The 24,977-nt window shown below is 70.3% G+C and carries 32 protein-coding genes and 2 pseudogenes; 21 read left to right on the top strand and 13 right to left on the bottom strand.

Translation table 11 applies throughout. From position 1 onward, the window contains the following. Positions 1-46: 46 nt before the first annotated feature. On the bottom strand, positions 47-610 hold the full coding sequence (locus ABD932_RS36720; RefSeq protein WP_345019774.1) for an NADPH-dependent FMN reductase: 564 nt from the start codon (positions 608-610) through the stop codon (positions 47-49). 100 nt (positions 611-710) lie between these two features. Here ABD932_RS36720 and ABD932_RS36715 point away from each other — a divergent pair, with 100 nt between their 5' ends. Genes ABD932_RS36715 through ABD932_RS36700 form a run of 4 tightly spaced genes read left to right on the top strand, consistent with a single transcriptional unit; the run spans position 711 to position 5,179 of the window. Continuing rightward, the gene (locus ABD932_RS36715; RefSeq protein ID WP_345019772.1) at positions 711-1,385 is read left to right on the top strand and encodes a TetR/AcrR family transcriptional regulator; all 675 of its coding nucleotides are present in this window, start codon (positions 711-713) and stop codon (positions 1,383-1,385) included. A gap of 46 nt (positions 1,386-1,431) precedes the next feature. Then, entirely contained in the window at positions 1,432-2,478 is a 1,047-nt protein-coding gene (locus tag ABD932_RS36710) for a LacI family DNA-binding transcriptional regulator (protein WP_345019770.1), read from the top strand. 55 nt (positions 2,479-2,533) lie between these two features. Next, positions 2,534-3,712: a 4-hydroxybenzoate 3-monooxygenase gene (locus tag ABD932_RS36705; RefSeq protein ID WP_345019768.1), complete on the top strand. Its 1,179-nt coding sequence runs from the start codon at positions 2,534-2,536 to the stop codon at positions 3,710-3,712. Positions 3,713-3,742: 30 nt separating this feature from the next. Continuing rightward, positions 3,743-5,179: an aldehyde dehydrogenase family protein gene (locus ABD932_RS36700; RefSeq protein ID WP_345019766.1), complete on the top strand. Its 1,437-nt coding sequence runs from the start codon at positions 3,743-3,745 to the stop codon at positions 5,177-5,179. A 36-nt stretch (positions 5,180-5,215) separates the two neighbouring features. Here the strand turns inward: ABD932_RS36700 and trxA are convergent, their stop codons facing one another. Next, complete coding sequence (gene trxA, locus ABD932_RS36695; protein WP_345019764.1) at positions 5,216-5,599, bottom strand: thioredoxin; 384 nt, start codon at positions 5,597-5,599, stop codon at positions 5,216-5,218. A 131-nt stretch (positions 5,600-5,730) separates the two neighbouring features. On the opposite strand from trxA, the gene ABD932_RS36690 reads away from it, so the two are divergent. Next, entirely contained in the window at positions 5,731-7,164 is a 1,434-nt protein-coding gene (locus ABD932_RS36690) for a dihydrolipoyl dehydrogenase family protein (protein ID WP_345019762.1), read from the top strand. 58 nt (positions 7,165-7,222) lie between these two features. On the opposite strand, the gene ABD932_RS36685 is transcribed toward ABD932_RS36690, so the two are convergent. After that, on the bottom strand, positions 7,223-7,870 hold the full coding sequence (locus tag ABD932_RS36685) for a peptide deformylase (protein WP_345019760.1): 648 nt from the start codon (positions 7,868-7,870) through the stop codon (positions 7,223-7,225). Between the two features lie 162 nt (positions 7,871-8,032). On the opposite strand from ABD932_RS36685, the gene ABD932_RS36680 reads away from it, so the two are divergent. Next, positions 8,033-9,433, top strand: coding sequence for a PepSY-associated TM helix domain-containing protein (locus ABD932_RS36680; protein WP_345019758.1), 1,401 nt, complete (start codon positions 8,033-8,035; stop codon positions 9,431-9,433). 103 nt (positions 9,434-9,536) lie between these two features. Here ABD932_RS36680 and ABD932_RS36675 read toward each other — a convergent pair whose 3' ends face one another. From ABD932_RS36675 to ABD932_RS36665, 3 genes are all read right to left on the bottom strand, one after another. Next, positions 9,537-9,884: a tetratricopeptide repeat protein gene (locus ABD932_RS36675; RefSeq protein WP_345019756.1), complete on the bottom strand. Its 348-nt coding sequence runs from the start codon at positions 9,882-9,884 to the stop codon at positions 9,537-9,539. A 75-nt stretch (positions 9,885-9,959) separates the two neighbouring features. Then, positions 9,960-10,424, bottom strand: coding sequence for a MarR family transcriptional regulator (locus ABD932_RS36670; protein WP_345019754.1), 465 nt, complete (start codon positions 10,422-10,424; stop codon positions 9,960-9,962). Beyond that, positions 10,421-10,912, bottom strand: a complete 492-nt coding sequence (locus ABD932_RS36665; protein ID WP_345019752.1) for a MarR family winged helix-turn-helix transcriptional regulator — start codon at positions 10,910-10,912, stop codon at positions 10,421-10,423. Before ABD932_RS36665 ends, ABD932_RS36670 begins: the two co-directional genes overlap by 4 nt. 113 nt (positions 10,913-11,025) lie before the next feature. Between ABD932_RS36665 and ABD932_RS36660 the strand changes: the two genes are divergently transcribed. From ABD932_RS36660 to ABD932_RS36650, 3 genes are all read left to right on the top strand, one after another. Further along, on the top strand, positions 11,026-11,991 hold the full coding sequence (locus ABD932_RS36660) for a pirin family protein (RefSeq protein WP_345019748.1): 966 nt from the start codon (positions 11,026-11,028) through the stop codon (positions 11,989-11,991). Positions 11,992-12,486: 495 nt separating this feature from the next. Then, positions 12,487-13,329, top strand: a complete 843-nt coding sequence (locus tag ABD932_RS36655) for a Tn3 family transposase (RefSeq protein ID WP_345019746.1) — start codon at positions 12,487-12,489, stop codon at positions 13,327-13,329. Positions 13,330-13,428: 99 nt separating this feature from the next. Further along, positions 13,429-13,578, top strand: a complete 150-nt coding sequence (locus ABD932_RS36650) for a Tn3 family transposase (RefSeq protein WP_345019744.1) — start codon at positions 13,429-13,431, stop codon at positions 13,576-13,578. Positions 13,579-13,996: 418 nt separating this feature from the next. Here the strand turns inward: ABD932_RS36650 and ABD932_RS36645 are convergent, their stop codons facing one another. Next, entirely contained in the window at positions 13,997-14,614 is a 618-nt protein-coding gene (locus ABD932_RS36645) for a CGNR zinc finger domain-containing protein (RefSeq protein ID WP_345019742.1), read from the bottom strand. A gap of 173 nt (positions 14,615-14,787) precedes the next feature. On the opposite strand from ABD932_RS36645, the gene ABD932_RS36640 reads away from it, so the two are divergent. The 4 genes and pseudogenes from ABD932_RS36640 to ABD932_RS36625 form a co-directional block, all read left to right on the top strand. After that, positions 14,788-15,528, top strand: coding sequence for a metallophosphoesterase (locus ABD932_RS36640; protein ID WP_345019740.1), 741 nt, complete (start codon positions 14,788-14,790; stop codon positions 15,526-15,528). A gap of 28 nt (positions 15,529-15,556) precedes the next feature. Beyond that, a complete protein-coding gene (locus ABD932_RS36635) occupies positions 15,557-16,180 on the top strand; it encodes a LysE family translocator (protein WP_345019738.1) in 624 nt (207 codons plus the stop codon). Between the two features lie 195 nt (positions 16,181-16,375). Next, positions 16,376-16,537 carry a helix-turn-helix domain-containing protein gene (locus ABD932_RS36630; protein WP_345019736.1) on the top strand — a complete coding sequence of 54 codons (162 nt, stop codon included), beginning with the start codon at positions 16,376-16,378 and terminating at the stop codon, positions 16,535-16,537. A gap of 21 nt (positions 16,538-16,558) precedes the next feature. After that, positions 16,559-16,987: pseudogene (locus tag ABD932_RS36625) on the top strand (IS30 family transposase); the annotation flags it as partial. Between the two features lie 299 nt (positions 16,988-17,286). On the opposite strand, the gene ABD932_RS36620 reads toward ABD932_RS36625, so the two are convergent. The 4 genes from ABD932_RS36620 to ABD932_RS36605 are packed head-to-tail and all read right to left on the bottom strand — an operon-like array spanning position 17,287 to position 18,867. Further along, the gene (locus ABD932_RS36620) at positions 17,287-17,574 is read right to left on the bottom strand and encodes a hypothetical protein (protein ID WP_345019734.1); all 288 of its coding nucleotides are present in this window, start codon (positions 17,572-17,574) and stop codon (positions 17,287-17,289) included. A 21-nt stretch (positions 17,575-17,595) separates the two neighbouring features. Next, positions 17,596-17,757 (bottom strand): hypothetical protein, encoded by a 162-nt coding sequence (locus tag ABD932_RS36615; RefSeq protein WP_345019732.1) that lies wholly within the window; start codon positions 17,755-17,757, stop codon positions 17,596-17,598. A 2-nt stretch (positions 17,758-17,759) separates the two neighbouring features. Then, positions 17,760-18,749 (bottom strand): radical SAM protein, encoded by a 990-nt coding sequence (locus tag ABD932_RS36610; RefSeq protein WP_345019730.1) that lies wholly within the window; start codon positions 18,747-18,749, stop codon positions 17,760-17,762. Beyond that, positions 18,637-18,867 (bottom strand): hypothetical protein, encoded by a 231-nt coding sequence (locus ABD932_RS36605; protein WP_345019849.1) that lies wholly within the window; start codon positions 18,865-18,867, stop codon positions 18,637-18,639. Before ABD932_RS36605 ends, ABD932_RS36610 begins: the two co-directional genes overlap by 113 nt. A gap of 26 nt (positions 18,868-18,893) precedes the next feature. Between ABD932_RS36605 and ABD932_RS36600 the strand changes: the two genes are divergently transcribed. The 7 genes from ABD932_RS36600 to ABD932_RS36570 all read left to right on the top strand — a co-directional run bounded on the left by ABD932_RS36600 (position 18,894) and on the right by ABD932_RS36570 (position 22,543). Continuing rightward, complete coding sequence (locus ABD932_RS36600; RefSeq protein ID WP_345019728.1) at positions 18,894-19,064, top strand: hypothetical protein; 171 nt, start codon at positions 18,894-18,896, stop codon at positions 19,062-19,064. A 261-nt stretch (positions 19,065-19,325) separates the two neighbouring features. After that, entirely contained in the window at positions 19,326-19,784 is a 459-nt protein-coding gene (locus tag ABD932_RS36595) for an SRPBCC domain-containing protein (protein WP_345019726.1), read from the top strand. Then, positions 19,781-20,131 carry an ArsR/SmtB family transcription factor gene (locus tag ABD932_RS36590; RefSeq protein WP_345019724.1) on the top strand — a complete coding sequence of 117 codons (351 nt, stop codon included), beginning with the start codon at positions 19,781-19,783 and terminating at the stop codon, positions 20,129-20,131. Before ABD932_RS36595 ends, ABD932_RS36590 begins: the two co-directional genes overlap by 4 nt. 2 nt (positions 20,132-20,133) lie before the next feature. Continuing rightward, complete coding sequence (locus tag ABD932_RS36585; protein ID WP_345019723.1) at positions 20,134-20,577, top strand: SRPBCC family protein; 444 nt, start codon at positions 20,134-20,136, stop codon at positions 20,575-20,577. A gap of 123 nt (positions 20,578-20,700) precedes the next feature. After that, positions 20,701-21,372 (top strand): CDP-alcohol phosphatidyltransferase family protein, encoded by a 672-nt coding sequence (locus ABD932_RS36580; RefSeq protein WP_345019721.1) that lies wholly within the window; start codon positions 20,701-20,703, stop codon positions 21,370-21,372. 383 nt (positions 21,373-21,755) lie between these two features. Further along, positions 21,756-22,214 carry an SRPBCC family protein gene (locus ABD932_RS36575; protein ID WP_345019840.1) on the top strand — a complete coding sequence of 153 codons (459 nt, stop codon included), beginning with the start codon at positions 21,756-21,758 and terminating at the stop codon, positions 22,212-22,214. Next, the gene (locus tag ABD932_RS36570) at positions 22,214-22,543 is read left to right on the top strand and encodes a TfoX/Sxy family protein (RefSeq protein ID WP_345019719.1); all 330 of its coding nucleotides are present in this window, start codon (positions 22,214-22,216) and stop codon (positions 22,541-22,543) included. Before ABD932_RS36575 ends, ABD932_RS36570 begins: the two co-directional genes overlap by 1 nt. Positions 22,544-22,593: 50 nt before the next feature. Here the strand turns inward: ABD932_RS36570 and ABD932_RS36565 are convergent. Beyond that, positions 22,594-23,016: pseudogene (locus tag ABD932_RS36565) on the bottom strand (peroxiredoxin-like family protein); the annotation flags it as partial. Between the two features lie 25 nt (positions 23,017-23,041). Here ABD932_RS36565 and ABD932_RS36560 point away from each other — a divergent pair. After that, a complete protein-coding gene (locus ABD932_RS36560; protein WP_345019717.1) occupies positions 23,042-23,569 on the top strand; it encodes a TetR/AcrR family transcriptional regulator in 528 nt (175 codons plus the stop codon). A 22-nt stretch (positions 23,570-23,591) separates the two neighbouring features. On the opposite strand, the gene ABD932_RS36555 is transcribed toward ABD932_RS36560, so the two are convergent. Next, positions 23,592-24,152, bottom strand: coding sequence for an SRPBCC family protein (locus ABD932_RS36555; RefSeq protein WP_345019715.1), 561 nt, complete (start codon positions 24,150-24,152; stop codon positions 23,592-23,594). Positions 24,153-24,977 lie beyond the last annotated feature (825 nt).

The raw sequence follows: 24,977 nt of genomic DNA, 5'->3' as shown, positions 1-24,977 counted from the left end.
AGGCTGGAGCCCTGGGCTCCAGCCTCTGCGGGGTACCGCCGTCCGGTCAGGCGGCGACCGGCTCGCCGGCGTTGCCGTGGACGCGCGCGATGACCTCGGTCAGCTGGGCGGCGACCTCGGCGTCGTCGACCGGGTGGGTCTCGGCGAAGCGGGTCACCGAGCCGGGGATGGACAGCTTGACGTCCTCCAGCACCTTGCCGCCGGCGATGCCCACGGCCTTGCGGGTCTCGTCCTGCGCCCACACGCCGCCGTACTGGCCGAAGGCGGTGCCGACCACGGCGACCGGCTTGCCGCCGAAGGCGCCGGCGCCGTACGGGCGGGACAGCCAGTCGATGGCGTTCTTCAGCACGGCCGGGATGGTGCCGTTGTACTCGGGGGAGAAGAGCAGGAACGCGTCGGAGGCCAGCGCGGCCTCGCGCAGCTTGACGGCGGCGGCGGGGACGCTGCCCTCGACGTCGATGTCCTCGTTGTAGAACGGGATCTCGGCCAGGCCCTCGAAGAGCACGACCTCAGCGCCCTCGGGAGCGAGCTTGACGGCCGCCTCGGCCAGCTGACGGTTGTGCGAACCGGCACGAAGGCTGCCGACGAGCGCGAGGATGCGAACAGACATGCGAACTCCAAGGATGCTGAAACACTGCCGTTACGATCCGGACCGAGGTCCGTTTATGTTTCTAGCACCTTAACCGGACCGAGGTCCAGTTACATTCCCGATGCTTTACGCTGGCTTCATGTCCGCCGACCTGCCGCCCTTCCCGAAGCCTCAGGAGCCCCTCGACACGCCTCAGTTGCTGGAGGTCGGCTCCGCCCCCGACGAGCCCTGCCTGCGCGCCGACGCGGCCCGCAACCGCGCCCGGCTGCTGGAGGCCGCCGCCCGGCTCATCGCGGAGCACGGCGCGGCCGGGGTCACGATGGAGGCGGTGGCCGCGGCGGCCGGTGTGGGCAAGGGCACGGTCTTCCGCCGCTTCGGCGACCGCACCGGCCTGCTGACGGCACTGCTGGACCACTCCGCGAAGAAGCTGCAGGCCGACTTCCTCGGTGGGCCCCCGCCGCTCGGCCCCGGTGCGCCGCCGGTCGAGCGGCTGCGGGCGTTCGGCGTCGCGGTGCTGTACCGCTCGGCCGAGCAGCTGGACCTGCAGCTGGCCGCCCAGCCGGAGCCCACCCGCCGCTTCTCCCATCCCTCGTACCGCGCGCTGCACACCCACGTCACGGTGCTGCTGCGGCAGATCCTGCCGGGCGCCGACCACGAGCTCCTCGCGCGGCCGCTCATGGCCTCTCTCGACCCCGCGCTGATCAACCACCTGACCAGGCAGTGCGGCATGCCCATGGAGCGGCTGGAGAAAGGCTGGCTCGATCTGGTCGCCCGCGTGACCCGCACGGAGGTGTGAAGAGGCGAGGACCCTGGGCGGAGCCTCGCTCACAGTTTCTGCAAAGATGCCGTACGTCATGGTGCAGATACCGAAAACGCCCGCGCCCGCTTCGCCCGCCCCGCGCTCGGTACCTACGAGCGCCGACGTGGCCCGCCTGGCCGGCGTCTCGCGCGCGACCGTCTCCTACGTCCTCAACAACACCAGTGCCGTCCGGATCAGCGAGCCCACCCGCCGCCGGGTCCACGAGGCCGCGAAGGAACTGGGCTACGTCCCGCACGCGGCCGCCCGCAGCCTGCGCGCCGGGCACAGCCGCATGGTCCTGATGCCCGCTCCGAGCTTCCCCGTCGGCCCGCTCTACAGCCAGTTCCTCGGCGATCTCCAGATGGCGCTCGGCCGTCTCGACTACACCGTCGTGCAGCACGGCAGCGTCGGCCTGCACGGCGACGAGGCCGCGCGCGCCTGGGCCGAACTGCGCCCGGTCGCCGTCCTGATGCCGGGCTCGGGTCTGTGCCCGAAGGGGGTGACGGTCCTCAAGCGCTCCGGAGCCCGGGCCGTGGTCACGCTCGGTCCCGAGGCCGTCGAGGGCGCGCACGCGCTGCTCATGGACCACGAGGCCGTCGGGTACAGCGCGGGCGCCCATCTCCACGAGCGGGGCCGGCGCCGCATCGGCGTCGTGGTGCCCGAGGAGGACGGCTTGGAGTCCTTCTCCGCACCCCGCCTCGAAGGCGTGCGCCGAGCCCTGCACGGCACGGACGCCACCGTGACCGCTCTGCCCCTCGCCTACGAGGAGAAGTCCGCCGCGGGGCTCGCCGCCCGCTGGCGCGCCCTCGGCCTCGACGCCGTGTTCGCCTACAACGACGAGTACGCGATGCTGCTGATGCGCGCCCTGCAGGACGAGGGCCTGCGCGTCCCCACCGACACGGCCGTCATCGGTGCCGACGACCTGATGCTCGGACGGCTGCTGCGGCCTAGGCTGAGCACCGTCCACATAGAGCTGCCGTCCGGCCGTGAGCTCGCGGAACTGGTCGACCGCGCGGTGCGCAACCCCGGCGCCGCACCCGAGACGCACAAGGTGCTGGGGGCGTCGGTGGTGCACCGCGAGTCCAGCTGAGGCACCGCGAGTCCGGTCGGCGTACGACCTGCCGTCGAGGCCAGGGAGGCGTGGGATGCGCACGAGGGTCGGCATCATCGGCGGCGGCCCCGCCGGGCTGCTGCTCGCCCGCCTGCTGCACCGTGCGGGCATCGACTGTGTCGTCCTGGAGAGCCGGACGCAGGAGTACGTCGAGCAGCGTCAGCGCGCCGGGATGCTGGAGCAGGGCACGGTCGACGCGCTGCACGAGGCCGGCGCCGCCGAGCGGCTGCAGGCCGAGGGGCTGGTGCACCAGGGCATCGAGCTGCGCTTCGACCGGGAACGCCACCACATCGACTTCCCGGCCCTCACCGGCGGCCGTACCGTCACGATCTACGCCCAGACCGAGATCGTGAAGGACCTCGTCGCCCTGCAACTCGCCGACGGGCCACCGCTGTTGTTCGAGGCCGAGGCGCTGGCCGTAGAGAAACCGGAGAGCGACGCACCCGTCGTGCGGTTCCTGCACGAGGGTCGCGAGCAGACGCTGACCTGCGACTGGGTCGCCGGCTGCGACGGCTTCCACGGCATCTCCCGCGACGCCTTCCCGGCCGACGTCGGCCGGTCGTACGCGCACGACTACCCGTACTCATGGCTGGGTGTCCTGGCCGAAGTGCCGCCGTCCTGCGACGAGTTGATCTACGCACGCGGTGAACGCGGGTTCGCTCTGCACAGCATGCGCTCCCCGTCCGTGTCCCGGCTCTACCTCCAGGTCCCGGGCGACACCGACCCCGACGACTGGTCCGACGACCGCATCTGGGACGAACTCGCGGCCCGCTTCGCCATCGACGGAGACTGGACCCTGCACCGCGGGCCCATCACCTCCAAGTCCGTGACGGCGATGCGCAGTTACGTCCATGAGCCGATGCGCCACGGCCGGCTCCTGCTCGCCGGGGACGCCGCCCACATCGTCCCGCCGACCGGCGCCAAGGGCCTGAACCTCGCGGTGTCGGACGTACGGGTCCTGGCCCGCGCCCTCACCGCGCTGTACCGCACAGGTGACACACAACTTCTCGACAGATATTCGGAGTTGTGTCTGCAACGTGTGTGGCAGGCCACCCGATTCTCGGACGACATGACTAGGATGTTGCACGCTCAACCAAATGGGGATGCGTTCGACGACCGGATGCAGCTCGCACGGCTGCGCCGGATCACCGCATCCCGTCACGCGGCCGCCGAACTGGCGGCGAACTACTCGGGACTTCCGCTCCCCGTGTGAGTCCCGCCGGTGATGGAACGGAGAGTCGCAATGCCGTTGCTCGACCCCAAGGCCTGGCAGCCCAGCTCCCTCTCGGGAGAGGAGTACGCCGTCACCGAGCCCGCCACCGGCGACACGCTCGGCACCGTCACCCTGGCCGGCGCCGAGGACGTCGGTACGGCCGCGGAAGCCGCCCGTGCCGCCCAGGCCGAGTGGGCGCGTCTCCCGCACTTCGTGCGCGCCGGCGTGCTGCGCAAGGCCGGTGACCTGTTCGCCGCGCACACCGACGAACTGCGCGACTGGATCGTCCGCGAGTCGGGCTCGATCCCCGGCAAGGCGGAGTTCGAGCTGCACGTCGCGGCCCAGGAGTGCTACGAGGCCGCGGCTCTCGCCTCCCGCCCGGCCGGGCAGATCCTGCCCAGCGAGGCGCCCCGACTGTCGTACACGCGCCGGGTCCCCGTCGGGGTCGTCGGCGTGATCTCCCCCTTCAACGCCCCGCTGATCCTCTCCATCCGCTCGGTCGCCCCGGCCCTCGCGCTGGGCAACGCCGTCGTGCTGAAGCCGGACCCGCGCACGGCGGTCTGCGGTGGGCTGTCGCTGGCCGCGATCTTCGCCGAGGCCGGTCTCCCGGAGGGGCTGCTGCACGTCCTGCCGGGCGGTCCGGAGGTGGGCCAGGCGCTGGTCGCCGACCCGCGCGTGCCCGTGATCTCCTTCACCGGATCCACGGCCGCAGGCCGGGCCGTCGGCGAGGCCGCCGGCCGGCATCTCAAGCGCGCGCACCTGGAGTTGGGCGGCAACTCCGCCCTGATCGTGCTGGAGGACGCCGACATCGACGCGGTGATCTCCACGGCCGCCTGGGGTTCCTTCTTCCACCAGGGCCAGATCTGCATGACGACCGGCCGCCACCTGGTCCACCAGTCTCTGTACGGGGAGTACGTCGAGCGCCTCGCCGCCAAGGCCGACGCCCTCGCCGTCGGCGACCCGCACCGCGCCCAGGTCCACCTCGGCCCGCTCATCGACGCCGGCCAGCTGGGCAAGGTGCACGGGCTGGTGGAGGCCAGCACCTCCCGGGGCGCCAAGCTGGCGGCGGGCGGCACCCACGAGGAGCTGTTCTACCGGCCGACCGTGCTCGCCGGCGTCGACGACCAGACCCCCGCCTACGCCGAGGAGGTCTTCGGCCCGGTCGCGCCCGTACGCCCCTTCGCCACCGCCGACGAGGCCGCCGCTCTCGCCGCCGCGAGCTCCTACGGCCTCTCCCTCGGCATCGTCACCCGGGACGCCGCCCGCGGCCTCGACCTGGCCGAGCGCATCCCGACCGGCATCGTGCACATCAACGACCAGACCGTGAACGACGAGGCCGTCGCCCCCTTCGGCGGCATCGCCGCCTCCGGCACCGGCGCCCGGTTCGGCGGCGAGGCCAACCTGGAGGCGTTCACCGACGTGCGCTGGACGACGGTGCGCGGGGACGTGGCGGCGTACCCGTTCTAGGACGGTTCGCCTCGGACGTTCCTCCGAGGCGGCTTCCTACTGGCCGTTCTGCTCGCCCTGCTCCTGCTCGGCCACGGCCTTGCGGACCTCGTCCATGTCGAGCTTGCGGGCCTGCCCGATGACGTCCGTGAGGGCGGCCTCGGGCAGGGCACCCGGCTGTGCGAACACGGCGACACGGTCACGGACGATCATGAGCGTCGGGATCGACTGAATGCCGAAGGCGGCGGCCAGCTCCGGCTGCGCCTCGGTGTCGACCTTGCCGAACACGAGGTCCGGGTTGTCCTCCGCGGCCTTCTCGTAGACCGGGGCGAACTGACGGCACGGCCCGCACCACGACGCCCAGAAGTCGATCAGGACGAATTCGTTGTCCGTGACCGTCTCGTCGAAGTTCTCCTTGGTGAGCTCCACGGTGCTGCTCATGGCGTTATCCCTCTTCCTGGTGTCGGGGCGAAGCCGTCGGCGACAACATGGCCGTGCGGCTGTGTATTCCGTCGTATTTCCGCGCGCGTACCCGTGTGGCCACGCCGCACACCACCCGTAAGACTGACCCCATGACGGAAACGGATTCCATCGCGTACGACGTCGTGGTCCTAGGGGCCGGGCCGGTAGGGGAGAACGTGGCCGACCGCACCCGTGCGGCCGGTCTGACCACCGCGGTCGTGGAGAGCGAGCTGGTCGGCGGCGAGTGCTCGTACTGGGCGTGCATGCCCAGCAAGGCACTGCTGCGCCCGGTCATCGCCCAGGCCGACGCCCGCCGACTGCCCGGCCTCAGCCAGTCCGTACAGGGCCCCCTCGACGCGGCCGCGGTCCTTGCCCGACGCAACGAGTACACCTCGAACTGGCAGGACGACGGCCAGGTCGGCTGGCTGACCGGCATCGGCGCCGACCTGTACCGCGGCCACGGCCGCCTCACCGGCCCCCGCACCCTGGAGGTGACCGGCCCGGACGGCGCACGGCACGTCCTGACCGCCCGGCACGCCGTCGCCGTGTGCACCGGCAGCCGGGCCGTCCTGCCCGACCTGCCCGCGCTCGCCGACGTCAAGCCGTGGACCAGCCGTGAGGCCACCGGCGCCCAGGCCGTGCCCGGCCGGCTGGTCGTGGTCGGCGGGGGAGTGGTCGCCACCGAGATGGCCACGGCCTACCAGGCCCTCGGTTCCCGGGTCACGCTCCTCGTCCGCGGCAAGGGCCTGCTGAACCGCATGGAGCCCTTCGCCGGCGAAATGGTCGCCGAGGCGCTCACCGAGGCGGGCACCGACGTCCGCACCGGGACCTCGGTCGAGTCGGTGACCAGGGAGAACGGCACGGTCGTGATCGTCACGGACCACGGAGACCGCATCGAGGCCGACGAGATCCTCTTCGCGACCGGACGCGCCCCGCGCACCGACGACATCGGCCTGGACACGGTCGGTCTGGAGCCCGGCTCCTGGCTGGAGGTCGACGACAGCCTGCGCGTCACCGGCAACGAGTGGCTGTACGCGGTGGGCGACGTCAACCACCGGGCCCTCCTCACCCACCAGGGCAAGTACCAGGCCCGCATCGCGGGCGCGGCCATCGCCGCCCGCGCTTCCGGCGTCCCCCTCCTCGAATCCGAGCCCTGGGGAGCCCACGCCGCCACCGCCGACCACGCCGCCGTCCCCCAGGTCGTCTTCACCGACCCCGAGGCCGCGGCAGTCGGCCTCTCCCTGGCGGAGGCGGAACAGGCCGGCCACCGCGTCCGCGCGGTCGACTACGACCTCGCCTCGGTCTCGGGCGCCTCCCTGTACGGCGACGGCTACCGCGGCCGCGCCCGCATGGTCGTCGACCTGGAGCGCGAGATCCTCCTCGGCGTCACGTTCGTCGGCCCCGGAGTCGGCGAGCTCATCCACTCGGCGACCATCGCGGTCGCCGGTCAGGTGCCGATCAGCAGGCTGTGGCACGCGGTTCCGTCGTATCCGACGATCAGCGAGGTGTGGCTGCGACTGCTGGAGTCGTACCGGGACAGCTGACGTACGCTCCCAACCGACGTACGGCTTCCCACCGACGTATGGCTTCCGACTGGCGCACTCAGTCCGGCAGTCGGAAGCCGAGGGCCTTCGCCGCCTCGCCCGGGGCGGGCTGGGCCCAGTACTCGGCCACCGCCTGGTTCGAGGAGAGCGAGCGCAGCTCGGCCCGGTCCAGGTAGAGCATGCCGTCGAGGTGGTCCGTCTCGTGCTGCACGATACGGGCGGGCCACCCCGTGAACACCTCGTCGACGGCACGCCCCTGCTCGTCCTCGCAGGTCAGCCGTACCTCTGCGGGCCGCGCCACCACCGCCTGATAGCCCGGGACGCTCAGACAGCCCTCGAAGAACGCGGCACGAGCACTGCCCACGGGTTCGTACGAGGGGTTCACCAGCACCCGGAACGGCTGGGGCACCCGCCCGCGTGCCAGCCGCACCTCTTCCGGCACCGGTGCCGGGTCCTCGATCACCGCGATCCGCAGCGGCACACCGACCTGCGGTGCCGCGAGGCCGACGCCCGGCGCCGCGTGCATGGTGATCCGGAGGGCCTCGACGAAGCGGGCCAGCAGCGCGGGGTCCAGCTGGCCGTCGAAGCGCTCGGTGGAACGCCGCAGCACCGGCTCGCCGGCCGCCACGATGGCCAACGGGCCTTCGATGGCGAGGAGTTGCTCGACCTGCTCGGCCAGGGGTGCGCGATCGCTCGGAGTTGCCATCGCGCCAGCATGCCACGGCACCCCTGAGGCCGACCGACTCCCATGTGACGTACGCCACTTAACGTGGCTGGAACTCGACGGCCCCTCCGTCCGACTACTGGACCGCTACAGCAGAGAGAAGCACGTCCCCACTCCCCGTCCCACGCCCCGGAGATGCCGCCGATGTCCACCGCTCCCACGACCGTCACGGAGGATGCGTCGCAGCCCGACGCGCCGACGTCGCCGTCCCGCAGATGGGCCCCACTGCGCCCGCTGATCCTGCGTCTCCACTTCTACGCCGGAGTGCTCGTCGCTCCCTTCCTGCTCGTCGCCGCGGCCACCGGCTTCCTGTACGCAGGAGCGTTCCAGGCCGAGAAGTTCGCGTACGCCCACGAGATGACCGTCCCGGTCGGCGACGAGGAGCTGCCGATATCCCAGCAGGTCGCCGCCGCGCGCAAGGCCCACCCCGAGGGCACGGTCTCGGCGATACGGCCCTCCCCGCAGGACGACGCGTCCACCAGGGTCATGCTCTCCGGCGTCAAGGGCGTCGACGCCGAGCACACGCTCGCCGTCTTCGTCGACCCGTACACCGCTGAGGTGCGCGGCGCGCTCGAACAGTACGGCTCGACCGGCGCGCTGCCCCTGCGCACCTGGATCGACGAGTTCCACCGCGACCTGCACCTCGGTGAGAACGGCCGCCTCTACAGCGAGTTGGCGGCGAGCTGGCTGTGGGTGATCGCGGCCGGCGGCGTGGTGCTGTGGTTCACCCGCCGTCGCGCGCTGCGCAAGGTGCGGGGCACCAGCGGACGCCGCCGTACGCTCGGTCTGCACGGCACCGTCGGCGTCTGGGCCGCCATCGGGTTCTTCTTCCTCTCGGCGACCGGCCTGACCTGGTCGGCGTACGCCGGGGCCAACATCGACGAGCTGCGCACCTCCCTCGGCCAGGCCACCCCGTCCGTCTCGGCCTCGGCGGGCGGCGACCACGGGGGTCACGGCGCCGCCGCCGGCACCGGTGGGAGCGGTGAGCACGGCGTCGGCCTCGACAAGGTCCTGGCCGCCGCGCGCGCGGAGGGCCTGGGCGATCCCGTGGAGATCGTGCCGCCCGCCGACGACTCGTCCGCGTACGTGGTGAAGCAGGTGCAGCGCAGCTGGCCGACGAAGCAGGACTCGGTCGCGATCGACCCGGCCTCCGGCGAGGTCACCGACGTGCTGCGGTTCGACGACTTCCCGGTGCTCGCCAAGCTGACCCGCTGGGGCATCGACCTGCACACGGGCGTCCTCTTCGGCCTGGCCAACCAGATCGCCCTGATGCTGCTGGCGCTCTCGCTGATCGTGCTGATCATCTGGGGCTACCGCATGTGGTGGCAGCGCGGCCGTGGCTCCGCCTTCGGGCGGCCCATCCCGCGCGGCGCCTGGCAGCAGGTGCCTCCGCAGATCCTGGTGCCGCTGGTGGCGGTGGTCGCCGTGGTCGGCTACTTCGTGCCGCTCCTCGGTATCTCGCTGGCCGCGTTCATCGTCGTGGACGTCGTGCTGGGCGAGGTGACCCGTCGGCGGGGGAAGCGGACGCCCGCTGAAGTGAAGTAGGCGTACGGCCGCTGGAGTGACGTAGGTGACGGCCGCTGAAGTGACGTAGGCGGACTGGAAGACTTGGGGCCCGGTTCCGGGGGGACCGGGCCCCTCGCACGGCTCAGAGCTGCTCGAAGTCGCCCGCCAGCGCAGAGGCGAGGCGCATGTACGGCTCCGCCTCCGCTTGCCGTCCCTGCCGTTGCAGGGTGCGGCCCAGCATCAGCTGGGCGTACTGCTCGACGGGGTCGCGCTCGACGATGACACGCAACTCGGTCTCCGCGCGGCGCAGTTGGGCGGAGTGGTAGTAGGCGCGCGCCAGCAGCAGCCGCGGTCCGGTCTGCTCCGGCACCTCCTCGACCAGCTTGCCGAGGACGCGCGCGGCGGCGGCGTAGTCCTTGGCGGCGAAGAACAACTGCGCGCGCTCCCAGCGCTCGGCCGGTGTTCCGTGGTCGTAGTACGTCGTGTCCACTCGTGACCTCCTTCGGCGCCGTCAACCGAGCGCGGTGGTTCGATATTCCACTACTTGGTCTACTGGGTCATTCCGCTACTTGGTCAGGGAGGCGAGTTCGGCGTCGGCCCGCTCGGTGATGAGGGTCAGCACGCGTCCGGCGGCGGCCAGATCCTCCGTCGACAGGCCGGCGTAGATCCGGGCGGTGATGGGGGCGGTCTCGGCGGAGGTCCTGTCGTACAGCTCGCGTCCCGCGTCCGTGATCCGCACTTGGGACGGCTCCTGAGGGGCCACCAGTTCCGCGGCGATCAGCTCGTCGACCACGGAGTCGACCTCCGCGGCATCGATCTTCAGCGCGCCGACGACACCGTCGACCAGGCGGCCGCGCTCGACCGGTCCGTCCGCGACGGCGACGAGTCGGAGGGTGACGGACTGCTGGAATGTCGCGCCGTGGCGGGCCAGGACATGCTCGAGAAGCGAGCGGCCGGCGTAGTGGGCCAGAGCTATGACGCGGGGGTTGACCAGTGGGGTGGGGGTGGTCGGGGAAGGGGTCGTGGTCATGACTGCTCCTTGTCGGACTCACGGTCGATGGCGAGCGGGTCAAGAGGTGCGTCGAGCAGGGTCGCGAGGTCGCGGGTGAACTCCTGGGTGCGCCCGCTGTCCAGGCCGCCGAGCGGGGCCAGCAGCTGCTCCAGCAGTCCCTGGACGACCTTGATCGCCTGCCGGGTCTGCTCACGGCCCTGCTCGGTCAGCGCCAGCTGCACCGCGCGCGGGTCACGGGGATCCCGGGTGCGTTCGAGGAGGCCGGCGGCCTCCAGGGAGCGCGCCAGCTTGGACACATACAGCGGTTCGAGTCCGGTGTGGTCGGCGAGACGCCGCTGGCTGGGGCGCTCCCCGCGGCGCTGCATGCCGTACAGCGAGGCCACCAGCGCGTACTGCGCGTGGGTGAGTCCCAGCGGGGTCACGGCCCGGTCGACCGCGACCCGCCACTTCGTCGACAGACGCCACACCAGAAACCCGGGAGAGGCCTTCTCGGAACCCTTGCTCATGGCCGATACGGTACATGGCTACTATATCCATGGCTACTATTTTCTGAACCGCTTCGAGACAGCGCCGGGTGACGGACTGACGTGGCGGCCCCGGCAGGGCTAGTTTGGGCCCCATGAGCAATCTTGATCGCGAGGCGGTGCCCGCCATCTGCGGCGGCCGTGGTTTCGTCGTGGCGGAGCCTGTACGCGAACTTCTCAGCCCTCGCCGCGTCAAGCTCGGCGAGTCCACCGAAGTTCGTCGACTGCTGCCCAACCTGGGCCGCCGCATGGTCGGCGCCTGGTGTTTCGTCGATCACTACGGCCCCGACGACATCGCCGACGAGCCCGGCATGCAGGTGCCGCCGCACCCGCACATGGGCCTGCAGACGGTGAGCTGGCTACACGAGGGCGAGGTGCTGCACCGCGACTCGACCGGCAGCCTGCAGACCATCCGCCCGCGGGAGTTGGGCCTGATGACCTCGGGCCGGGCGATCAGCCACTCCGAGGAGAGCCCCAGGTCGCACGCCCGTTTCCTGCACGGCGCCCAACTCTGGGTGGCCCTCCCGGACACCCACCGCCACACCGACCCGCACTTCGAACACCACGCCGAGCTGCCCGTCGTCACGGCGCCGGGTCTGCGGGCCACGCTGATCCTCGGCGCCCTCGACGGCGCGAGCTCACCCGGCACGACGTACACCCCGATCGTCGGCGCCGACCTGACCCTGGCCCGCGGCGCGGACGTACGCCTCCCCCTGGAGCCGGACTTCGAGTACGCCGTCCTGTCCATGTCCGGCGAGGCTCACGTGGACGGCGTACCGGTGCTGCCCGGCTCGATGCTCTACCTCGGCTGCGGCCGCACCGAACTCCCGCTGCGCGCCGAGTCGGACGCCGACCTGATGCTTCTCGGCGGTGAGCCGTTCGAGGAGGAGTTGATCATGTTCTGGAACTGGATCGGACGGTCGCAGGAAGAGATCGCGGCGGCCCGCCGGGACTGGATGGAAGGCTCGCGGTTCGGGGAGGTGAAGGGGTACGACGGGGCTCCGCTGCCTGCACCGGAACTGCCGCCGGTGCCGTTGAAACCGCGGGGAAGAGTACGCTGACCTGCGGGAACGCGTCACCATTGGTGGCCGCGGGTCGGAAGACGGTCGGGCCATTCTCGCTGTCTTCCACCTGCTTGCCGGAAGGCGTCCAAACAGTCGGCTGGCTCAGGCCGGTGCGGTTGGCGATTCCACGGTGTGGCTGTCTGTGGGTGGCTTGGGCAGGACCCTTGCTGACCTAATGCTGACTTTGCTGACGCCTCGTCAGGCTGGGATGCGAGGTCCTTTTCCCAGCTTCAGCGCACGTGTAGGCGTTTGCAGGTTCGGTGGTGTCCGGACCGATGCTGACCCTGCTGGCGGTCGGATCAGGCGTTGCGGAGGGACGGCGTCGCTCACACTGCCGCCTTGTTGAGATTCCACAAGATTCCGATGTCACCGCTGTCTGTCGGCAGTGCCGCTTGTGTCCGATCCGAAAAGCGCTGTGTCGGAGAGGGGCTAGCAGGTTCTTGGTCTGCTGGTCGTACGCCCGGCATGGTGGTCTGACCAGGCGTCCTCTTCGTGTTCGGCCGTGCTCTCCTGCGACGGCGGGTGGCCTTCTCGGTCCTGGAGCTCTTCCGGGCGGGCGCAGATCACGACGTAGCAGCACGCGAGATCTACATCGAGGGTGGGCTGCGCTGGCGTAACCCGGAGGACGACCTGCCCGGCGACTTCGAGGCCACCCGCACTGTGCACTACGCCGCGATCCGCCAGCCCCAGGACCCCAAGGAGTTGATCCAGAGCCTGAAGCGGCGGATGGCGAATGGCCTGGACCGGCTGTCCGCCGCGCTCGCGGGCGGCTCGGCGGGCGGGGTGAAGGCCACCACCCGCAAGGGCGATCCGTGGATCACCGTGCCGAAGCTGGGGAAGCTGGACGAGCGCACCGGCCTGGCGGCCCTGAAGGAGGAGGTCGTCCGCCGCTGGGGTGTGCTCGACCTCCTGGACGTGCTCAAGAACGCCGACCTCGACACCGGCTTCACCGACGAGTTCGCCTCCCTCGCCGCGTACGAGCGCATCGACCGCGCTGTCCTCCAACGACGCCTCCTGTTGGCTCTGTTCGCACTGGGTACGAACATGGGCATCCGTGCCATCGTGGCGACCGGCGAACACGGCGAGAGTGAGGCGGCGCTGCGGCACGTGCGCCGGCACTTCATCACCGTCGACAACCTGCGGGCCGCCGTGCGGAAGCTGGTGAACGCTACCTTCGCCGCCCGGGACACGGCATGGTGGGGCCAGGGCACCGCGTGCGCGTCGGACTCGAAGAAGTTCGGGTCCTGGTCCTCGAACTTCATGACCGAGTACCACGCCCGCTACGGCGGCAACGGTGTGATGATCTACTGGCATGTGGAGCGGAAGAACGTCTGATCAACTCGCAGCTGAAGTCCTGTTCGTCGTCGGAAGTGGCGGCGATGATCGACGGACTGCTGCGGCACTGCACAGAACGCCGAGATCGAGTCCAACTACGTGGACACGCACGGCGCGAGCGTGGTCGGGTTCGCCTTCACCGAGCTGCTGAACTTCCGCCTGCTGCCGAGGCTGAAGAACATCGGCAGCATCCGCCTGTACCGCCCGGACACGACCCGCCCGGCTGGCCGGCGCTCGGCTCCTCCCTGACCCGGGCCATCAAGTGGGACCTGATCGAGCAGTACGACCAGATGGTCAAGTACGCCACCGCCTTGCGCCTGGGCACGGCGGAGGCCGAGCAGGTACTACGGCGCTTCACCCGCGGCGCCCCCAAGCACCCCACCTACGCCGCGCTCGAAGAACTCGGTCGCGCCGTGCCGGGTCCTTCACAGCACCTCGAAACTGAATGTGTCAGTGCCTCGGAGCATTGTTCCCCGGTCATGGCGTCGCCAGGTCAGTGGATGAGGGCCGGGCCGTGAGATGTCGTTGACTGAGTGGCCGACGGACAGGACAGCGGCGAACTCGGCGCGGATGCGGTCGACGGCTGTGGGGAACGCCTTGTCCCCCACGGCGGGAGGGATCCATGGCGCGGCCGCTTCGGCACGGCCCTGGGGTTTCCCCTGAGCGATCAGGACGGGGCAGAACCGCCATCAACTGCCGTGCGCTGACGCCTGTAGTGGCGAGCTGCCCGGGCGCGGTTTCCGCATGACGGCTTGCACCACTCCTGCCGCCCGTGGCTCTTGACGAAGTAGCGCACGCAGCGGGGCGCGGTGCAGGATCTCAACTGCGTGCACTGCGGGCCGCTGAGAAAGTCGATGGCGGCTCGGGCCAGGGCCGCGACAAGCCGAACGTACGGATCGTTTTCCGCAGACAGCAGTCGGGCGGTAGGGACTCCTTCGGCGGGCCAGTCGATCTGCGGGGCGACCGGTTCCCGCGCGGCAGCCGTGTTGAGGTGGGCCATTGCCTGGTCGGCAGTCATCAGGCGATGGGCGTCCGCCGGGCTGGGGGGAGCGGGACTGACCACTCGGGCGAACAGGGCCCGGACTGCCTGCCGAAGCTCGATGATCCCGAGCCTGAGGTTTTCATCCGCTGCGAGTTCTCCAGCCGGAATGTGGCCGGCCAGCAGATCCCCCTGCTCTTGGATCCAGTGCGTTGTTCCCTGGACCGTGGCGAGGTCATCGGCGACGCCGCCATCTCCGTCGTGGCGAATCGTGCTCGCCAGTTCCAATGCCAGCCAGCGCTCCACAAGGCATCCCCTTCCATCACGGTGGCCGGTCGTCAGCCACTTGATCACATCCCCACGCGCACCCTAAGGTTCCTAACGGAAAATAAAAAACTTCCGTTAGAGACTGGAGTGGGTGGAGACACCTGCCCTGGCACAGGACGGCGGCTGAGCCTGCCATTGGAGGCGACTGCGGAATGGCGCTGCTTGCACAGATCAGCGACCTGCACCTGGACGGCAGCGAGAGGGCAACCCGACGCGCCACCCGCGTCATGGACTACTTGCGAGCCCTGCCCCACCCGGTTGACGCGATCCTGGTCACCGGGGACATCGCCGATCACGGCGAGGAGGCCGAGTACGAGGAAGCAGCTCGGATCCTGACTGCCCCCTTCCCTGTGCTCACCTGCCCCGGAAACCACGACGCGCGACCGGCCTACCGCAAGGTCCTGCTCGGAGAGGCACCCGACCACGGCCCCATCAATCAGGCCCACCACATCGCCGGCACCGCCATCCTGATGTGCGACTCCACCATCCCGGGCCGCGACGAGGGACGCCTCGACGCCCAAACACTCGCCTGGATCGACACCACCCTCAGCGCGCTGCCACAGGACACCGCGGCACTGATCGCCTTCCACCAGCCGCCGGTCGAACTCCATCACCCTCTGCCCGACTCCGGCATGCTCGAAGAGCCCGGACAACTGGCCGACTTGCTCGACGCGCACCCGCAGGTCGCCGCCGTCCTCACGGGCCACGCCCACACCGCGGCCGCCTCGACCTTCGCCTCGCGTCCGCTGATCGTCGGACCGGCGATCACCTGGACCCTGCGCATGCCCTGGGAGGGCGGCCAGGCCGCAGACCGCGACCAGCCGCCCGGCCTTGCGTTCCACATCCTGTCCGACGACCGGCGCCTGACCACCCACTACCGCGTCGTGCTCTGATCCCCCGCTCGCACGATCCGGAGGCATCGTGGTCCATCCCTACGCCGTCGCCGGGTTCCTGGTGGCGGTCTTTCCCCTGATCGCCACCCCCGGAGCCAGCCTGGCCCTGCTGATCCAACACGTCACCGACAGCGGCCGCCGTCAGGCTCTTCCCGTCATCCTCGGCACAGTCACCGGCCTGTACATCCACGCCGCTCTCGCCATAGCCGGACTGTCAGCCCTGGTCATGCACTCCAGCCTGGCCTTCACCGCCGTCAAGCTCATCGGTGCCGTCTACCTCATCGGCCTGGGCATATGGACATGGCGTTCCGCCGCACCGAACGCGGCACCCGTCTCCTACCGCCAACGCCGGCTGAAGGGGGCGGACTCTGTCTACGCCCAAGCGTTGCTCGCCAACGTCCTCAACCCGAAGGCGGCAGCCATCTACTTGACTCTGGTCCCCCAGTTCATCGCACCCCGCCAGCCCTTCGACGGGCAGATCCTCACATTGGCCACCGCCCACGCGCTGTTGATCGCACTCTGGCTCGCCGTCTGGACCTTCCTCATCCTGCGTGCCTCACACGCCCTGCACACACCCCGCTTCAAGCGAATTGCCGCCAAGGCCACGTCAGCGGTCCTCATCACTCTCGGCATTCGGAGCGCCGTGACGTAGGCCGAGAGCCACCTCCTGAGTGTCGGCAAACGATGGCACCCTCAAGTGATCAACGCACCACTCACGGATGATCATGTGATCGTGGAGGCACAGGTGCGTGACTACGGGTTTTCGCCGGCTCAGCAGGATGAGATCTGGAGACGCTGGCGCGGGGACCAGTCGTTCAGCTTGATCGGGCGAGCGCTCGGGGCACCGATGCAGAATGCCCGTCGGTTCCTGCACCAGAGCGGCGGCGTCCGCCTCGTCCTGCAGCAGCGAGCAGAGCGGCATCTGAGCGGCAGCGAGCGCGAAGAGATATCCCGCGGCATCGCCGCCGGGGAATCCGCCCGGCAGTTGGCCAGGCGGCTGGGCCGATAGCCTTCGACCGTCTCCCGCGAGATCGTCCGCAACGGCGGCCGGAACCGCTACCGTGCCGCATCCGCCGATGAGGGCGCCTACGCGCGCGGGCGCCGGCCCAAGCAGGCAAAGCTCGCCCAACGACCGGCTCTGCGCGCCCTGGTGGAGGCCAAGCTGACTCTGTGCTGGTCTCCCGATCAGATCGCAGGGTGGCTGCGACGCCAGTTCCCTGGTGACACCGCCATGCAGATCGCGCACGAAGCGATCTACCTCTCGCTCTACGACCCTCGTCGCCGCCAGGCAATCGACCGCAACCTCACTCAGCGCCTGCGGTCAGCCCGGCCCATGCGCCGCCCGAAAATCGCCCGTCGGCCTAGCAGGCGGGGCATCATCCGCGGCATGGTGTCCATCACCGCCCGCCCCACCGAGGTCGACGACCACAAGGTCCCCGGTCATTGGGAGGGCGACCTCGTGATGGGCACCCGGCCCTCGGTGGTGGCCACGCTCGTCGAGCGCACCAGCCGCTACACCGGCGGGGGAGTAGTCCACGCCGTCCACCCGCACGCCGTAGGCGTCGGCGAGGAGCAGGGCGGTGGTGCCGCGGCCGGAGGCGACGTCCAGGACCCGGTTCTGCGCGGTCAAGCCGAGGGCGCCGGCGAGGCGGCGGGTGAGGGTGGTGCCGCCGGGGTGGTAGGAGTCGCCGAGGAGCAGGGCGACCACGTCGGAGGAGTACGCCGCCGCACAGCACGCCTTGAGGTCGTCGTCGGCCATCACGGCCTCCCTTCCGGGTGTGCGGTCTTCGAGCCATACGGGGTGTCGGTGAGCCGGTCGGCGAGGGGCAGGGCGTTGGGGGCGACGGCGGCGACGGGGACTCCGGACATCGCCGCGCGGATCTGCTCCCGGTAGCCGACGGAGTTGTAGGCGCAGAACGGGATGAGCCGACCGTCCGGGGTGATCTCCTCCACGCAGCACTTCATCAGCTGCGTGACGTTGAGGGTGTAGGGGTCCTGGAAGTCCTGTACGACGATCATGAACGCCTTGTCGTTCAGGTCCTTCACCGCTTCGGGCAGGTCGATGCCTCAGGCGTCCGCGCAGTCGAGGGCCTCCGCCGTGGCGCGGAGCTTCTCCTCGGTCGTGGCGGTGCCCATGAACGCGGACGCCGACCAGAGCTTCTCCAGGGCCTCGCGGATACCGGCGTCGGGCAGGACGCGGTTGGTGACGTGGTCGAGGTGGTCCTCCACGTTCAGCAGGCGCGGGATGGGGATGACGGTGCGGTTGCCGGGTTCCCCTCCACGAGGAGGTAGGTGACGGAGCGGCAGGTGGGGAAACAGCAGGGCACGGGGAAGAAATCGCCCTTGGTGAACCACTGTGGGCGCTGGGCGTTGATGAGCCGGATTACGTCCGGGTTCGTCAGTCGCTGGAGCGGGTCGAACTCCACGTGCCGTCCCGAGTGCGTGACCGGCTGGAACGCCACTGAGCGGACGGCCGGGTGGTCGATGCCGTACTCGATGATGTCGCCCAACTCGTGCTCGTTCAGGCCGCGTTCGACAGCAGCGACCAAGGTGACGGTCAGTCCGGCCTCGGCGCAGGTGTCCAGCGCCCGCTGCTTGAGGGTGCGCAGGTCCCGGCCGCGGATCTCCAGGTGCGTGCGCTCCTCGAAGCCGTCGAACTGCAGATAGATGTTCACGGAGCGGCCGGGCGTCCGGTTGCGCTTACCGAGTTCGGCGACGAAGTTCGTGTCGGTGGCGAGGCGGATGCCGTTGGTGTTGACGGTGACGTTCCTGATCGGGCGGGCCTGGGCCAGGTCGATGAAGTCGAGGATGTGCTTGTGGATGGTGGGCTCTCCTCCGGAGAACATCACCACCTCCGCCTCGCCCTCGGAGGCCACGAAGGTGTCCAGCATCGCCGCGCACTGCTCGTGGGTGATCGAGTAGCCGTCGGGTTGGCGTCCGGAGTCGGCGAAGCAGATCGGGCAATCCAGGTTGCAGCCGGTGTTGACCTCGATGATGCCCAGGGGCAGATGGACTTGGTGAACTCGATGAACACCTCCTCCCGGTCCTGTTTCGCATGGGCGCCGTCTGCCGCTGCCGACGGGCCCGGTCGCACCGGAGGGTTCGCCGTCATCGTGTCCTCGCCTTCGTCTGGCCGTTGTCGTACGCCTGGTCACCGGTGCTCTCACGTTGGCCGGGCCAGGCCCCGGACCGGCGGGTGCAACGCGGCAGTACGGCGGCATACAGGAGGGCCAGCGTGTCCTGGACCAGTACGAACCAGCCGAGCCGCTGCGGAAGGTAGTTCCCGAAACAGCCGCAGTTGGCCACCGCCAGCCCGCGTACGAAACGCCTGCACCGCAAGGGCACCCCACACCAGTGACACGGCCGTGTACACCCACACCGGGGCGATCGCCGCCGACCTCGGACGGGCCAGGAACCACACCCCGCAGACCAACTCGCCGACGATCAGCACCACGGTCAGCAGGGTTGCGGCGGCATCGTTCACCAGGCCGTACCCGCCGAGGATGGCCGGCATCTCGCCCAGGGAGGCAAGCTGACCGGTCCCCATCGCCGTGTAGATCGCCCCCAGCACGAGCCGTAGCACCATGCCCGCGACGCTACGGCCGTACAGCGGCCGGGAACTGCAAGCGCGCTCACCGAGCGTGCCGGGCGTCAGCGGCGGTCGTCCGGTCGCTCGCCTCGGCCTTGAGTGCGGGCAACGGACTGGACGGCCCTCATCGATCTGCAACCAATGGTTGCGTGTGATGGGCTCTCGGAGTACGCTGACATGCAACCAAAGGTTGCGAAAGGGTTCGGGTATGGAGTACGGCAGCATCGAACGCGACATCCACGTCGACGCATCACCCGAGGTGGTCTTCGAGGTCATCAGCCGACCGGAGCACATGCAGGAGTGGTGGCCGGACGACGCCCGCTTCGAGCCCGTTGAAGGGGCGCCCGGTGAGCTCTTCTGGCGCGACGAGGCGACCGGCGAGACGATGACCGTCGCGCTCACCGTCGTCGAGGTCGACCCGCCCTCGCGGTTCTCGTTCCGGTGGTGCTATTCCGACGGCGAACGTGGCGGGGACTCGCTGCTGGTCACCTTCGACCTGGAGCCGACGGAGCAGGGGACCCGGGTGCGGATGACCGAGACCGGGTTCCGGGAGATGGGCTGGGAGATCGCCGTCCTCGAGGAGCAATACCGCGATCACGCGAGCGCCTGGGACCACTACATCCCCCGGCTGGGCACATACATCGCACGGCTGGTGTCGACCCCGTGAGCACGCCCGTCGACGACGAGCTGTGGTCGGCGATCGGCGACCCGACCCGGCGCACGCTCATCGACCTGCTCCTCGCGTCCGGACCCGGCACGGCCACCTCACTCAGCGCGGGCCTGCCCCTCACGCGGCAGGCCGTGTCGAAACACCTCGCAGTCCTCGACCGGGTCGGGCTGGTCCGCGCGGAGCCGGCCGGGCGCGAGCGGCGCTACCGGGTCGATGAGGCGCAGCTCGCCCGCGCGGCCGCGCAACTGGCCGCGGTCGGTGCCACCTGGGATGCCCGACTGCGTCGGATCAAGCACATCGCGGAGGCGATCGAACGCAGCCGCACCATCACCGAAGGAGAATGACAATGGTCGACATCCTGCATCGGATCGGCGCCGTCGCATCGCTGGACGACGTCTACCGGGCCATCGCAACGCCTGAGGGTATCGCCGGCTGGTGGACGACCGACACCACCGGTAAGAGCGAGGTCGGCGGTCGGCTGGCGTTCCGATTCGGCGACGTCGGCGGCTTCGACATGGAGATCCTTGAGCTTGACCCCGCCGGCCGGGTGCGGTGGCGCGTCACGGACGGCCCCGCGGAGTGGATCGGGACCGAGATCGACTGGAGCCTCAGCCGGCGCGACGAGTACACGATCGTCCTGTTCAAGCACGAGGGCTGGCGCGAGCCGGTCGAGTTCATGCACCACTGCAGCACGAAGTGGGCGATCTTTCTGATGAGCCTCAAGGAGTTCGTCGAGACCGGCCGCGGCAGGCCGGCGCCCGACGACGTCCGCATCAGCGACTGGCACTAGTGGCGGGAGTGGAGCACTCGGCGCCACCCGGAGTGCTGATCGGTGAGCGCGCTCGTTCCCCGACCGGGTCGGCCGCCTACGGTGAACTCAGCAGGCCTCAGGCACATGGAAGGACCGTCGGCCGTGTCCGTACCTGTATGGGAGCTCACCGACAGCCGCGCGGCGACCGACGCCTTGCTGGAGATGCTCCGGGGCGGCCGGTGGAGACCGGGCGCCGTCGGCCGTTTCCTGCTGCTGGCCGCTCACCGGTCGGTGCGGCAGGCGGTCCGGCGTCCGTTTGCGTTCGCGCAAGTGGGCGCCCTGCACGGGCTGTTGTTCACGTCCGCCCGAGGCCCCGGTTCCAAAACGTGGGTGGCCACCAGCTGGAACCTCAACGTCCTGCATCTGGGCCTGCTGGAGAACCGCGACCGGCTCTCCGAGGCTGATGTGATCACCCTGCTGCGGGGCAATCTCCCCACCACCGCCCTCGGGCACAGCCGCTGGTCGGGCCTGCTGGCGATCGCCCTCGACCTGGCCGATGGCCGCCTGGCCCGCCGCCAGGGCACCATGTCCCCGTTCGGTGATTACGCCGACTCCCTCGCCGACGCCGCCTTCTGGACCTGGCTCGTCGTGCGGCACGAACCCAGTCGTACGGTGCGGGCCGCGGCGCTCGCGGCGTGGATGGTGCCCGTGGTTGCGGTCACCGCTGTCGGTGTGCGTCGCGGCAGCATGCCCGACAGGCCCCGGCCCGCGCTGTTGCGCCCTGCCGCCGCGATGCAGGTCGTCGTCGCCGCGCGGCACGTCCTGCGCGGCTGACCCGGCACTGCCACGTCCCTCGACCCGTCCACCGTCGGCCTGGGGCAGCGGTGAACCGAACGGTGCGGGGTGCGTGGCGGCCGTACCGGAGACTTCAGGGCGTATCGTCACCGGAGCGCCGCCGAGACATGGGCGCGGCACGGACAGGCGACGGGCACGGCGGTACGAGCGGTGTATCCGCGCAGCATCAGCCCGATCGCCTCCCGGGGCCGGGTCCCCACGTGACCGGGCCGACCGGCTTACCGGAGCGAGGCATCGACACGGATGCCGCACCGGATCCGGCGGGGCGCGCCCGCCGGCGATCACGGCCATTCTGGAAGCGACACGGCACCGGCCGAACCAGAACCCGGGGCATGAACGCACGAGCACGAGGCGGCGAGGCGATGACCATCGACGTGACGGTGCGGCGCGTGATTCCGCTGCCGCCCGAGAGGGTGGCCGGGTACGCCATGGACTGGCGTCACGATGCCGAGTGGACGCAGGGCATCCGTACGGCGGAGCTCACACGGCAGGCGGACGACGGCGGGTTCGGGACGGACGCCGAGGTCACCCGCACCGCTCGTTTCCTCGGCCGGCGCATCGACTACGTCCTACGCGTGGCCGTGTACGAGCCCCCGAGGCTGCTGGACATGGTCTCCGTGGTCGCTCCCATGCCGATGCATGTCACGTACTCCTTCGAGCCGCACCCGCGCGGTACCGTCGCCGCCATCCGCGTCCGGGGCGGACCCGGCGGCCTCCTCCGCCTGGCCGCACCCCTGTTCTCCCGCCAGGTCCGCTCCTCCCTCACCAAGGACCTGCGCGACCTCGAACGCAGGCTCACCGAGCAGCAAGGGGGTGCCTGATGGCGTACGACGAGGGACTGGCCGAGCGGATCCGCGAGCGGCTCGGCGCGGATCCCGGTGTCGATGAGAAGCGCATGTTCGGCGGGATCGCCTTCCTGTACCGGGGCAACATGGCCGTCGGCGTGACCGGCGACGATCTCATGGTCCGCGTCGGCCCGGACGCCACCGACGCGGCGCTGGCCCGGCCGGGAGCGCGGATCTTCGACATGACGGGCCGCCCGATGCACGGCTGGGTCGTGGTCGCGGGCTCCGCCGTCGCCGAGGACGACGCCCTAGGTGCGTGGATCGACGAGGGATACGCCTTTGCGGCAACCCTGCCGCCCAAGTAGGAGCCGTCTCGCTGCGCACAATCCGTGTGCCGCCGACCCGTCCCGGTGGGTCAGTCCAAGGAGTCGAGAGCGGCGAGGATGTCGGACGGTTCGGCGCGGCCGGTGTAGTCGGTGTCGACGAAGGACCAGCGGATGGTGCCGGCGCGGTCGATGACGTAGGTGGCGGGCATCGGGAGCGTGCGCGGGTGGCCGGTGTTGATGCGCTGGAGGTCGAAGCCGAGCTTGTCGTAGACGGCGGCGAGGTCGCCTGGGAGGTCGAGGGCCAGGCCGAACTGCTTGGCGGTGCCGCAGCCGAGGTCGCTGAGCACGTCGAAGACGAGTTCGTGCTTCTCGGTCAGGGACAGGGACTCGTCGGGGACCTGAGGGGAGACGGCCACCAGGCGGGCGCCGCGCGCGGTGATGGCGTCGTGGTGCTGCTGGAGGGCGCGCAGGGCGATGTTGCAGTACGGGCACCAAGCGCCCCGGTAGACGGTGGTCCGACTGTTCTGGCGGCAGGGCGTGGCCTCGACCGGCATCCAGGACGTCGTCACCGCGACCGGGCTCAACCGCTCAAGCCTGTACGCCACGTTCGGCGGCAAGCAGGAGCTCTACCTCGCCGCGCTGCGTCGCTACGTGCAGCAGAGGCCTCAGCCGGTGTTCCGGCGCCTCGCGCAGGATGAGCGGGGGCTGCCGGCCATCTCCGGGTTCTTCGCCGGCCTGATCGAGGCGCGCTGCTCGGGAGATTACGCCCGCTGGGGCTGCACGGTCTCCAACGCGCATACCGGGGCCGAGAACAGTGATCCCGAGGCGCGCGCCGTCCTGGACCGGCATCACCAACAGCTGCGGGACGCGACGCACTCGGTGCTCGTCACCGCCGATGCTCAGGGACAGCTTGCCCCTGGCTCCGATCCCGGCGCCTGCGCCGACCCGCTGGCGCTGCTCGCATACGGCGTCAACCTCCGCTCCCGCGCCGGCGCGGACGCACACGACCTGAACGGGACGGTGACCACCGCCCTCGCCGCACTCGGCGCCCGGTCGACGCCCTGACGACCCGCCGCCATTGCACCGGTTATCGCCGGGCTCTGCGCTCCGCCTCTTCCTTCACGGCGGCAAGCGATCCGGCGACCGCCGCCTCCCAGCGAGGGGCTACCAGGCCACCCCACCACTGGCCAAGGAGCCACAGGTCCGTATCAAGCTCACCGGTGTACTCCAGCCGGGTCCCCAACCCGTGCTCGCCGAGCTCGAAGGACTCCGTGACGGCCGGGACCGGGCCGCGTACCAGCCGGAAGTCGACCCGCTCGGGGCGCGTGAATCGCACCGTCTCCACCGTCGTCGCCGTCAGCCGCCCGCCCGCCACCGGGGTGTGGTGCGCGGCGAGCACCATGTCGCTGCCGCCTTCCAGCACCCGCACCTTCTCCCGCATCGCCCGCATGGACCGCCCAAGATAGGGCTGGGCGATCACATCGAAGACCACCTCGCGAGGAGCCTCGATGTCCACCGTCTGCGGCCCCAGCGGGCGACTGCGCCGGCCTACGCCCAGGTCCAACGGCAGCGCCCCGCTGACCAGTCCCAGATACCCGGCCGCGATTCCGCCGCCACCGCAGCCACCACCGCCACTTTCGTCGGCCACGCCATGTCCCGCTCCTTCTCGACGCTCCGGCCCGGTGCCGTACCTAGCCGACGCTAGGGCCAGCCGACACCGGTGATCGGTGAGCACACTCACCGTCAGCCCGCGGATTGGCCAAACGACCCGAGCAGCCGATGACGGTGGAGGGCAGGAGCGGTGAGGTCGAAGGCGTCGCCCTCACCCCCACCCTTCTCCGCTCCGAGCGCGACGCGCCCCAAGGGATCATGTAGCGCGTCGCTCCGCCCGGGCCTGGTCGAGGGCTTCGGTCGGGTAGCGGCACACCCTCACCGTGATCATCCCGTACCGGTCGACCCGCGGTGTCGGGACCAGCCGCGTCTCGAACGCCGTGTCCGGCGGCGGCAACAGCAATGAGGCCTCGTGCGTGGAGCACGCGCCGATCGCCATCGCGGATCAGATGGCTCGTACAGCACCGAGGCTCGCCCGTGGCTGCGAGACGCAACTGCACCGCTCCGAAGCCGTGATTCACCTCCCGATGATCGACCTCATGGCCCGCCGTCTCACCGGCGAGGGTCGCCCTGAACAGGCGCGGAACCTGAGCAGGAATCAACCGCGAATCACCGGATCCTCCAGGACGTGCAGTACGCCGTCGGACGAGGGCAGTCCGGCATTGTGCAGGGACCTCCCAGGTGAATTCACCGGCCGACGGGTCGTGTGGGAAGAGGTCGGGTCAGCGACAACACGAGCCCGGGCGTCGGCACAGGTCGATGACCAGGCGTCGCACCAAGGGCTCGGGAATCATGGGCCATTCCTGCAGCAGCCGCAGGCGCTTCGCCAAGGGGCGTCCACTCTCTGGAACGGAGGACCGCG

Origin of the sequence: Streptomyces shaanxiensis (assembly GCF_039537145.1) — a bacterium.
Taxonomy (GTDB): domain Bacteria; phylum Actinomycetota; class Actinomycetes; order Streptomycetales; family Streptomycetaceae; genus Streptomyces; species Streptomyces shaanxiensis.
Note: the sequence above shows the minus strand (reverse complement) of the source record. Positions and strands in the feature narration are given on the sequence as shown.